We start from the raw sequence: 10726 nt of genomic DNA, 5'->3' as shown, positions 1-10726 counted from the left end.
CGGCGGCCACCCACCGATCAGCCGTGTGAACAACGCTTCAGGTCAATACACCTAGCGCGGGGAACACCGCCCTCATGGATTCGCCGCCTTCCCGAACGGGACCGGGGCATCCGCCTGCCGACCGATCCGCACGGTGGCTGCCAGAGCGGACCGGGTACGCCGGTGGAAGGCCAGCAGCCCGATGAGCCCGACGGCGGTGAACCAGACCAGCTGGACGGCGAAATCCACCGTCGGCACGGTGGTCGAGAAGCCCGCCGCCGTCGCGGCCTGCATGGCACCGTAGGAGGGCAGCCAGCGCACCATGTCGCTGCCCGCCCCTCCGCTGGCGAGGGGATTCTGCAAGCCCAGGTCCACGACACTGATCATCACGACGGCGAACATGCCCTCCACCTCCCGGCGCAGGAGTGTGCCGAGGGCGACGCCCAGCGCACCGTAGGTCATCGCCGTGCAAAACAGCGCTGCGCCGAGCAGCACGGGCTGCCTGGGCGACCAGAAACAGCAGATGACCGCAGTGGCGTACGAACAGACCACCACTGACGCGAAGACCAGGCAGGCGACCTTCGCCAGCCCCAGCGGAAGCCGGGGGAACCCGGCCATGGACAGGCGCCGGTCGAAGGCCCCATTGCTGAAGGTCGCCGCGAACATCATGAATCCGATGATCAGCGTGACTCCGTTCAGTGCCCCGGTGATCTGGGTGATCTTGTCACCTCCGGCGGTCAGCACGCGACCGGTGCCGTGCAGCCGGAACTGCACCGGCTCCTTGGCGATGGCCCAGCCCGTCATCATGACCCACACAGGCAGAAACACCGCCACCAGCAGCATGGCGAACCGGTTCCTGGCGTGCTCCACCAGCCCATAACGCGTGGCGACCTGGAACAGCCGCACCCCCCGCCTCACCGCACCTCCTCCTGCCGCCCGTGCAACACACCGTCCCGCAACCGCCACACCTGATCGAGCCGGTCGGTGTCGTAGGCCAGATGCGAGACGACGAGGACCGATCGGCCGGCCGCACGCAGGTCCCCGACCAGATCCCAAAACCGCAGGTAGGTCTCCCAGTCGAAGCCCTGGTACGGCTCGTCCAGCAGCAGCACCTGCGGGTCGTGCATCACCGCGAGTGTCAGGTTCAGCTTCTGCCGCGTGCCGCCACTGAGCGTCCCCACCAGAGCGCCGGCGTACTGGGCGAAACCCAGGATCTCCATGACCTCCTCAGCCCGTCGCAGATCCGCAACGTCATAGGCCGCGGCGAAGAACTCCAGGTGCTGGCGCACCGTGAACGCGTCGTTGAGTACCACCTGCTGAGGGCAGTACCCGAACCGCTCACCGTGCCGGACCGTGCCCCGGTCCGGTCGGAGCTCCCCCGAAAGGATCTTCAACAGCGTTGACTTGCCCGCCCCGTTCTCGCCGACGATACCCACCACCGACCCCGCAGGCAGCGCGACATCAATACCGCGTAATACCCGCCGCCCACCGTAGGAATGGTGGACTCCCTCTGCCTCCATCAACACCCCCTCCCTCAGCCCTGATGTAGGCCGAATGGATGTCCCACAGCTGCCAACGAACCGACGGCCACAAGGAAACGAGGCAAGAGGGGACGGGCGGCGCGAAGCACATCGCGCGGGACTGTAAAACGTTCGGTGTAACTCCTGATCAAGGAAGATGCACCGATGACCAGTGAGAACGTGACCGAGCCCGAGTCCGTCGAGACGCCTGAACCGCAGCCGTCGAGGGCGGTGGACGACCAGCTCGTCGACGAACTGGTGGGCCGGGCGCAGGCCGAGGGCCTGCAACTGACGGGCGAGGGCGGACTGCTGCAGCAGCTGACCAAGCGCCTGCTGGAGTCCGCCCTCGAAGGCGAGATCACCGACCACCTCGGCTATGACAAGCACGACGCAGTCGGCAAGAACGGCGGCAACTCACGCAACGGTAAGCGTGGCAAGACTGTGCTCACCGACGTCGGACCGGTCGAGATATCCGTGCCCCGCGACCGGGACGGGACCTTCGAACCGAAAATCGTGCGCAAGCGGCAGAAGCGTCTGTCCGGCGTCGACGAGATGGTGATCTCTCTGTCCGCGAAGGGCCTGACGACCGGCGAGGTCCAGGCCCACCTCGCCGAGGTCTACGGCGCCGACGTCTCCAGGCAGACCATCTCCACCATCACCGACAAGGTCATGGACGGCATGGTCGAATGGCAGAACCGGCCCCTCGACGCCGTCTACCCGGTGGTCTTCATCGACGCGATCCACGTGAAGATCCGCGACGGTGCCGTGGCGAACCGGCCGATCTACGTGGCCCTGGCCGTCACCACCGAGGGCCGCCGCGACATCCTGGGCCTGTGGGCCGGCGACGGCGGCGAGGGCGCCAAGCACTGGATGCACATCCTCACCGAGATCAAGAACCGCGGCGTGAACGACGTCCTCATGCTCGTCTGCGACGGTCTCAAGGGCCTGCCTGATGCGGTCGAGACCGTCTGGCCCCGCACCACGGTGCAGACCTGCGTGGTCCACCTGCTGCGGAACTCCTTCCGCTATGCCGCCCGCCAGGACTGGGACAAGATCGCCAAGCTCCTCAAGCCCGTCTACACCGCTGCGACCGAGGAAGCCGCGCTCGAGCGGTTCGCGGAGTTCGTCGACGCCTGGGGCAGGAAGTATCCGGCGATCGTCCGGCTCTGGGAGAACGCGTGGGAGGAGTTCACTCCGTTCCTCCGCTTCGACACCGAGATCCGCCGCATCGTCTGCACCACGAACGCGATCGAATCGGTGAACGCCAGGATCCGGCGTGCGGTCAAGGCCCGTGGACACTTCCCGAACGAGACCGCCGCCTTGAAATGCGTCTACATGGCCATCATGAGCCTGGACCCCACCGGCAAGGGCCAGGCCCGCTGGACCATGCGCTGGAAGACCGCCCTGAACGCCTTCGACATCACCTTCGACGGCCGGCTCTCCGCAGCCCGCCAGTAACCCCAACCACCCTGGTTACACCGCTCGTTTGACAGACCCCATCGCGCTGCGAAGATCGGGGTGCGCTCACCGGTATTGCGCGCTGGGCGGTGATCAACGCACCGGATCACAGCTCCCAAACGGCAGTGGGCGGCAGATGATCACAACTGATCGCTCCGGAGAGTGACCGCGAAGCAACATCGGTGGCGTTTGCCGACAAGTGTGCTGATTTGCCAAGTGCGCTGCGTTGTCACAACACGATCGGCCACCACAGAGGTCCGTCGGTGGCGTCGTCTGTCCACAGGGGACCTGGGGTTCCCAGGACGAATGGTCGACAGTGACGCCATGCAGCAGTCGGCCCCGCGCCCCAGCAAGGTCCTGGACACCCTGACGCGGGCGGAGCGCAAGGTTCACCCGGCCCGCCGGAATCCGCGAAGACTGACGTGAAATTCCTTCTCACGCGAGTGAAGGGGTCCACGAGGGCTCTGGCAGAGCACTTGGGCGTCTCGCGCCGTACGGTGGAGCGCTACCGCGACGGGCAGCTGGCGAAGCCCCAGAAGCGCCTGCAAGCCGCGCTGGTGGAGGGGACGGAATCCCAGTGGCACCCCAGGTCAGGGCGCAAGTGAAGGGCCGAGCGGCGACCTCCACCGGCATGATGGTGGAGGTGATGGCGTACGGATTCACTTGCACGGGCAGTTCGGACGACGGCCGCGTGCGCACCATCACCACGCCGATATCGCCCACCTACGCCGCTGAGATCCTCCGCCTACAGGAGGCCGGTGCGACGGAGGAAGGCCTACATCCGATCGTCGCTGACGCCATCACCGCGTCGTATTTCACGGAATGGGGCACCCGGGCTGATGGCCTGCGCGCGGATTTCGCGCACGTCCAGTCGATAGAGTTTCAGTTCTGACACGGCCAAGTTCAGGGCCTGCTATAGACCTTATTGAGCCGATGCACGGTAGGTGTCACATAGGAACCCATGTTGTCGCCTCGTCTTGATCCCGGCTCTGCTGCAGCGGGACTTGCAGCAGCGTCAGTCCCGGGGCGAGAGGTAGCTCCGGTGAGTGAGGCGGGATCGTTTCCTCTACGACCATTTGGGTGACAGGCGGCCCGCGAGCGTATAAGAGCGAACACACTGGCCTCCCGGAAGACGTCCCCGAGGGAGCGAATTCATGAAGAACCTCCGAAAGATGCTGGCTGTGGCCTTTGCCGCTGCGGCCCTGTGCACCGTCGCGACGCCCGCCCAGGCGGCACGTGGATCCTTCGTCTATTACGTGGACGGGCAGGGAATCGAGCTGCCCAATCCCGAAGACGGTCGCTGCTACAACCCGCGGGCTGAGGCCAACCGGCCGACCAATCACACCGACCGCCTTGCCGTTCTGTACCGGGGCACGGACTGCCAGGACGGCGCGGTCGTGGCCTTCTTCGAGCCGGGTCAGAGCGGCCCCGATCACTTCGGTTCGGTGAAGTTCCTGGTCAGGTGAGGCGGTACGAGGTACCCGAGGGTGTCCGGCCGGACACCCTTGGCTCCGACCACCCTCCCGAACTCAGCTCGTCTGGTACTCCAGTCGCAGCTCGCTATTCCCGCTGGTCAGGGCGTGTTCGTGAGTGTACTCGGCTGATGTTCCGTCAGGTGCTGTGAGTTCGTGACCTTGGATGCGGCGGGCCGTTGTGTTTGTTGTGCAAGACGATGTGCGGCCCGATGTCTGGTCGGAGGAACTGGGAGAGCTGCTGGTGCGGATCGGTCACCGGTTCGGCCGGGTGGATCCGCGGCGGCGGATGCGGGCCTACGTCCACGGCCTGATCGGCCCAGTGGGCCGGAAGAACAGCTGGCAGCTGGCCGAGCACGCCGGTCACCGCACTCCCGCGGGTCTGCAGCACCTACTGAGTCGAGCCTGCTGGAACCCCGACGAGGTACGCGATGACCTGCAGGAATACGTCGCCGAGAAACTCGGGGACCCCGCTGGAGTGCTGATCATCGACGACACGGGGTTCATCAAGAAGGGCACGGTCTCGGCCGGGGTGCAGCGCCAGTACTCCGGCACCGCCGGCCGCACCGAAAACTGCCAGATCGGTGTCTTCGCCGCCTACGCCTCACCCAAGGGCCGGGCCCTGGTGGACCGGGAGCTGTATCTGCCCAAGTCCTGGATGTCTGACCGGGATCGCTGCAGGGCGGCGAGGATCCCCGACGAGCGGGAGTTCGCCACCAAGGGCGACCTGGCCAAGGCCAGGTGATGCGGGCACTGGCCTCACCACTGCCCATCGCCTGGGTGACCGCGGACTCCGCCTACGGCCAGGAATGGCGACTGCGCCGCATGCTGGAGGAGGCCGGCGTCGGCTACGTCCTGGCCGTGCCGAAGTCCCAGCATATCCATGCCCTGGGCCGCATCGACTTTGCCATCGCCCAGGCACCCGACGACGCCTGGGAGCGCCACTCCTGCGGCAACGCCGCGAAAGGCCCGCGCGTCTACGACTGGGCCGCGGCGAGTCTGCACGCCATCGACGACTTCGACGGCGATCAGCCCACCCACCAGCGCTGGGTCCTGGCCCGCCGCAGCCTGGCCCGCCCGGACGAGATCGCCTACTACCTCACCTCCGCGCCCAACGGCACCGCCGTCGCCGAGCTGGTGCGCATCGCCGAGACCCGCTGGGCGATCGAGGAAGCCTTCCAGGCCGCGAAGAACGAGTGCGGCCTCGACCAGTACGAGGTCCGCCGGTATCCGGGCTGGTACCGGCACATCACCCTGGCCATGCTCGCCCACACCTTCCTCGCCGCCGTGGCAGCAGCGGCAGCCGAAAAGGGGGCGGCAGAAACGGTTCCGACGCTCTTGCACCGCTCACCGTGGCGGAAATCCGGCGACTCCTGGCAGTTGGCCGTCCCTCGCTGACACACCTTCGGCGCACCGACCACGCGCTGAGCTGGTCCCGCTGGCGCAGGCATCACCAGGCCATCGCCAGACGCTGCCACTACCGCCGCCGCATCCAAGGTCACGAACTCACAGCACTTGACGGAACATCAGCCGAGTACACTCACGAACACCGCCCTGACCAGCGGGAACAGCGAACTGCGACTGGAGTACTAGTGCTCCAGCTGCAGATCGTGATCTCGCTGGTCGGGGCCGGTGCGGAGACGGGTGCGGCCACCGTTGACCATCGTGAGTTGTGTGGACTGACGAAGAGACGGTGGCCGCAGGTCACAGCGTAGATCCCGGCCGTTGGCGGGAGATGTTCGAGGTGGCCATGGGCCGAATCGCGGGCCGGTTCGCCCGGGTCGAACCCCCGCTGCGGGCCGGGCGGTTTATGCTGGGCCTGTTGTCGGACCTGCCGCGCAAGAACTGCTGGACGATCGCGGAGTGGGCCAGGGAGAAGACCCCGCACGGCATGCAGCATCTGCTGTGCCGGGCGTCCTGGGACGCCGATGCCGTGCGTGACGATGTGCGCGAGTACGTCGTCGAACATCTCCACGACGAGGCCGCGGTACGGGTCGTGGACGAGACCGGTGACGTGAAAAAGGGCACCCGCACCGTCGGGGGCCAGCGCCAGTACACCGGCACCGCCGGCCGGATCGAGAACTCCCAGGTCGCCGTGTTTCTCGTCTACGCAGGTGAGCGGGGACACGCGGCGGTGGACCGGGAGTTGTACGTCCCGCGCTCGTGGACCTGCGACCCGGATCGCTGCCGGGCGGCCGGGCTGGGCGAGGACACCGTCTTCGCGACCAAGCCGGAGCTGGCCCGCGTGATGATCGAGCGGTTCCTGGACGCCGGGCACCGCATCGGCTGGGTGACCGGCGACGAGGTCTACGGCGGCAACCCGAAACTGAGGGTGGCCCTGGAAAAACGCGGTCTGGGCTATGTGCTCGCGGTGGCCTGCTCGGCCGAAGTGGCCACCGGCGCGGGCACGTTCCGCGCCGATGCGCTGGCCAGGAGGCTACCGAAGCGGGCTTGGCAGAAACTGTCCGCCGGCCGCGGCGCGAAAGGGCACCGCTCCTACGACTGGGCCGTCATCGACCTCACAGACCCGGCGCCGGGGCACCGTCAGCTGCTGATCCGGCGCAACCGCACCACCGGCGAACTCGCCTACTACCGGTGCCATTCCACGGGGCCGGTCTCGTTGCGCACCCTGGTCAGGGCGGCCGGATCCAGGTGGAGGGTGGAGGAGACCTTCCAGACGGAGAAAGGCCTGGCCGGGCTTGACGAACACCAGGTCCGCCGCTACCCGTCCTGGAGCCGCTGGGTCACCCTCGCCATGCTGGCTCACGTCTTCCTCGCCGTCGTCCGCGCCGACGAACACACACGCCGCGCCGGACCGGACGACCTGATCCCGCTGACCTGCAACGAGATCCAGCACCTGTTCCTCGCCGTCACCGTCCGGCCGCTGACCGACCTCACCCACCGGCTCGGCTGGTCCGATGGCGACGCCGCCACCAGGCACGATCACAGACCAGCCATTACCGGCGACAGGCCGCAGCCCAGATGTCGGCGGCCAGGTCCGGATTCCCCAGCGGCGGCCACTTGGTGGGGAGTTATCTGACCGCCGGTAGTCACTCTGCGTTGCCATTCCGAGTGGCACGCAAGTGAAGGTGGAGAGGTCCGCCAGAGGGAGTCGGGGGCGTCGTTGTGCTGGATGGGTTCCGGCGGTGGAGGGGCCCGGCTGTTGGTGGCGCCTGAGTGGTGTGTCCTTGCACATGCCGTAGCGGCATGTGATGTCGTCGAGACACCCCAGCACGAAAGGCTCCCTCCGCGATGCACCCCTCCTTCACACCTCCCCGCCAGGTCAAGATCGGTGATGCGGCCGCGTTCGCCGGGACCACCTCGCGCGCGATTCGCCATTACCACGACATCGGTCTGCTGCCGGAGCCCGAGCGAGGCGGGGACGGCCGCCGCCGTTACGGCTACGCCGACATGATCCGCTTGCTGTGGATCCGCAAGATGGCAGACGCCGGCATCAGCCTGGACGACATGCGGGCCGCCTTTGACGAAGCCCGGGACATCGAGGAGAACCTGGGCCGGCTGGAGGAAGCCCTGGCCGCCAAGGAGGCCGACATCAAACGCCAGCGCGCCGTTGTCCAGCGCCTGCGGGCCGTGGGCAGCCCGCTCGGGCTACTCTCCGAACTGGTGACGGACCGGCTCGGCCACCTACCCCCGGGCGCACTGCGCCCCTCCGACCTGGACGCCCTGCTGGTCACGGAACGGGTCTTCGGCCCGCTGGGCGCCGCCGTCCAGGCAAGCGTGTTCATCGTGCTGGCCACCCACACCGACCTCAGGGCCGAGGAGGACCGTCTCGACGCTGCCGAGGCCGCCCTCGACGACGGCGTTGATCCCCATGACCCCCGCGTCGAAGAACTCGCCGCACAGCGATACGCCCACCACAAAGCCCTGGAGAAGGCCATCGAGGCGGCCGGACTGGACACGGACGAGGAGAAGCTCTTCGAGACCTACGACGCCGACCTGAAGGGCGAGGAGCCCGCACAGATGAGCGCCTCCGAAGCGGTCACCAAGCTGCCCTGCGACTTCTCTCCCGCCCGGATCCGCTGCATGGAACTCGCGGCAGAACTCCTCGGCCAGGACCACTCCGCAGACAGCTGATCTCCTGCCCCGCACCAACATGGCCCGGCAGCCGGTCGTGTTCACACATGACCGGCCGCATCGGGCACCAGCCCCGAGCCGAAACGGAGAGTTACATTCCCACTGGCCGTACGTGGGGATTCCGACTGGCCGCCGACACCCAGACATGAAGATCACGATCTACAGCTGGAGTACTAGGCGGGAGACCCACCGTGTCAGTTTCGGGCTTCTTCCAGCAGACCTGCCGCTTGTGCGGTGCGCTGGTACAGCACGTAGCGGCCGTCTCTGACTCTGGTGACCAGACGTGCGCGATGCAGAGCACCAAGGTGGTAGGAGACGGTGCCCGGGGTGCATCCGAGCCGGGCGGCGAGTTCCGTGGTGGACCGGGGGGTTTCCAGGTCCGCGAGCAAGGCCGCTCGGGTGTTGCCGACCACCTGCGCGATCCTTCCGGGCCTTGAGCCTCTGCCGGCTCCGATGCGCTGAGCGGGGTAGTAGAGGACGAACTGTCCGGGGGTGTCGACCTGGACGATGACGTCGGGCCAGTTCAGCGCGCCCGGGGCGAGGACCAAATCCCGGCCGGTGGCATCAACTTCGCCGTCCCACGACGTGGCGAGGGTGACCGCGTCGCCCGCCCACCGCATGTCGGGGTGGAGTGCTCCGAGCGCCTGGCCGATGCCGTGGGTGGCGATGTCCGTCGCCCGGTGGGCGATGTCCCGATCGAGGACCGAGCGTAATTCGGGCCAGCTTTCGGCGAGGGCGTCGTGCCAGAACCGGGCGAGACCGTTGGCGAGACGTCGTTGCATCCGCCCCGACTCGGCGATCCGGCGGGTCGCGACCGGCAGCGGCCTGTTCCAGTGAGTTTGGGTGTAGGTGAAGACCTGGGTTTCCAGGTCGTCCTGCGCTGCGGCCTCGATCTGTGCGATCTGCTCGCCCAGCAGGTCACGAACCTGCCCGCCCGCACCTGGTTGAGGGGTGAGCAGGTCAGGCGTGTAGGTGTCACCGGCTCGCGGCAGCAGGTCCGCGAGCAGGGCGACATCCGGATGGGCCAGGGAGGCGCGGGCGAGTGGTCCGGGATCCCCGAACACCGGGTGCCGTCTCGAGGCGGCGGTGAGTTTAAGCCATGCCAGGGACTCCGCGGCGGGGGAAAGCGCCCACCGCGTCCTGGCCAGGGTGTCGGCATCCAATCGCACGGTGAGCACCACGCCGACGGTAGCAGCCGTGGTGATGGATTTGAACGGGCTCGAATCCTTTCCGCCGCAAGACCTGCGCGTGGTTGCATCGCGGCGGTGAACAAACGCCGGCACCGTTCACGGCCCGATGCGCGGCGGTCACCTCCGCACGACGCGAGAGTGCACACCCGTAACCCCAAAGAATCCCAACGGCCCGAGAATGTGGGAGTGGTTGTCATGGTGACCCTGGACGACACCAGCACGGTCAAGAGCCGCACGAGGACGGCCGCCGCAGCCGGCACGGCCGGCAGGCGAGGCAGGCGAACCGGCGCAGGCTCGCTCCTCGCCATCACCGCCGTCCTCGGACTGGGCCTGGCAACCGCCGGCCCCGCCACCGCCACCGAGGCCGGCCCCGCTGCGGATGCCGGCACCTGGCGTGCCTACGGCAACACCAACCCGATCACCTCAAGCCCCGCCACCTGGGCGTGTGCCGGCAGCAAGACCGTCGCTGCTTCCGTAATCGCGCAGGTGTGCGCGATCAGGTCAGCAGGCGGAGGCAGCGTCCAGGCGGCAGTGATCGTCCGCAACAACCGATCCAGCCTCTACAGCGCAAGCGCCACCATGGACCTCTACACCGCCACCGGAACCCACCTGGGGCTTTGGCACTGCGCATCATCAGGAGTCGGAGCCAACTCCTGGTCAGTGTGCTTCGGCACAACCCTCAGCAAGCCCAGCTCCGTGAAAGTGAACTCCCTAGGATCACTCAAAGACACTTACCTCGGCCAGTCGCCCAACATCTAAACCACACCCCACCAGTTGGCATGAACTCCGCGCGGTGCGGCCCGGACACCCGCTGCGTGCGGTGCGGATAGCACACGTGCGGGGTCTTCCGCTCTCCCAACGCGTCAGTGAGTGACAGCTTCGATCAGCGGATGCGGTGCCCTGCCCGTCCACCGCGGGGCGGGAGAAGCGGACGGGCAGGGCCCGTTCGGACGTCTCAGTGGGCGGTTCGTAAGGTGATGTCCGTTTCTGGCTGAGGTTGGGGCAAGGTCGC

General features: G+C 67.4%; 8 protein-coding genes and 2 pseudogenes. 7 read left to right on the top strand and 3 right to left on the bottom strand.

From position 1 onward, the window contains the following. Nucleotides 1–72: 72 nt before the first annotated feature. Both ACFU3E_RS37690 and ACFU3E_RS37685 read right to left on the bottom strand, forming a co-directional pair. Nucleotides 73–897 (bottom strand): ABC transporter permease, encoded by an 825-nt coding sequence (locus ACFU3E_RS37690; protein ID WP_384169117.1) that lies wholly within the window; start codon nt 895–897, stop codon nt 73–75. Continuing rightward, nucleotides 894–1499, bottom strand: coding sequence for an ABC transporter ATP-binding protein (locus tag ACFU3E_RS37685; RefSeq protein ID WP_384169114.1), 606 nt, complete (start codon nt 1497–1499; stop codon nt 894–896). Before ACFU3E_RS37685 ends, ACFU3E_RS37690 begins: the two co-directional genes overlap by 4 nt. A 165-nt stretch (nt 1500–1664) precedes the next feature. Here ACFU3E_RS37685 and ACFU3E_RS37680 point away from each other — a divergent pair, with 165 nt between their 5' ends. The 6 genes and pseudogenes from ACFU3E_RS37680 (at nt 1665) to ACFU3E_RS37655 (ending at nt 8524) form a co-directional block, all read left to right on the top strand. After that, nucleotides 1665–2957 (top strand): IS256 family transposase, encoded by a 1293-nt coding sequence (locus ACFU3E_RS37680; RefSeq protein WP_384169111.1) that lies wholly within the window; start codon nt 1665–1667, stop codon nt 2955–2957. A gap of 577 nt (nt 2958–3534) precedes the next feature. Then, nucleotides 3535–3849 carry a telomere-protecting terminal protein Tpg gene (tpg, locus tag ACFU3E_RS37675; RefSeq protein ID WP_384169107.1) on the top strand — a complete coding sequence of 105 codons (315 nt, stop codon included), beginning with the start codon at nt 3535–3537 and terminating at the stop codon, nt 3847–3849. A gap of 262 nt (nt 3850–4111) precedes the next feature. Next, nucleotides 4112–4423 carry a hypothetical protein gene (locus ACFU3E_RS37670; protein WP_384169104.1) on the top strand — a complete coding sequence of 104 codons (312 nt, stop codon included), beginning with the start codon at nt 4112–4114 and terminating at the stop codon, nt 4421–4423. Nucleotides 4424–4595: 172 nt separating this feature from the next. Further along, nucleotides 4596–5827, top strand: a pseudogene (locus ACFU3E_RS37665) (IS701 family transposase). A gap of 352 nt (nt 5828–6179) precedes the next feature. Then, nucleotides 6180–7405: pseudogene (locus ACFU3E_RS37660) on the top strand (IS701 family transposase); the annotation flags it as partial. Between the two features lie 276 nt (nt 7406–7681). Further along, nucleotides 7682–8524 carry a MerR family transcriptional regulator gene (locus ACFU3E_RS37655; protein ID WP_384169102.1) on the top strand — a complete coding sequence of 281 codons (843 nt, stop codon included), beginning with the start codon at nt 7682–7684 and terminating at the stop codon, nt 8522–8524. Nucleotides 8525–8718: 194 nt separating this feature from the next. Here the strand turns inward: ACFU3E_RS37655 and ACFU3E_RS37650 are convergent, their stop codons facing one another. Continuing rightward, a complete protein-coding gene (locus tag ACFU3E_RS37650; RefSeq protein WP_384169099.1) occupies nt 8719–9702 on the bottom strand; it encodes an ArsR/SmtB family transcription factor in 984 nt (327 codons plus the stop codon). A gap of 207 nt (nt 9703–9909) precedes the next feature. Between ACFU3E_RS37650 and ACFU3E_RS37645 the strand changes: the two genes are divergently transcribed. Then, nucleotides 9910–10473: a hypothetical protein gene (locus ACFU3E_RS37645; RefSeq protein WP_384169096.1), complete on the top strand. Its 564-nt coding sequence runs from the start codon at nt 9910–9912 to the stop codon at nt 10471–10473. The last annotated feature ends 253 nt before the right edge of the window (nt 10474–10726 follow it).

Source organism: Streptomyces sp. NPDC057424, from assembly GCF_042803315.1.
GTDB lineage: Bacteria > Actinomycetota > Actinomycetes > Streptomycetales > Streptomycetaceae > Streptomyces.
This window is presented reverse-complemented; position numbering and strand designations above follow the sequence as displayed.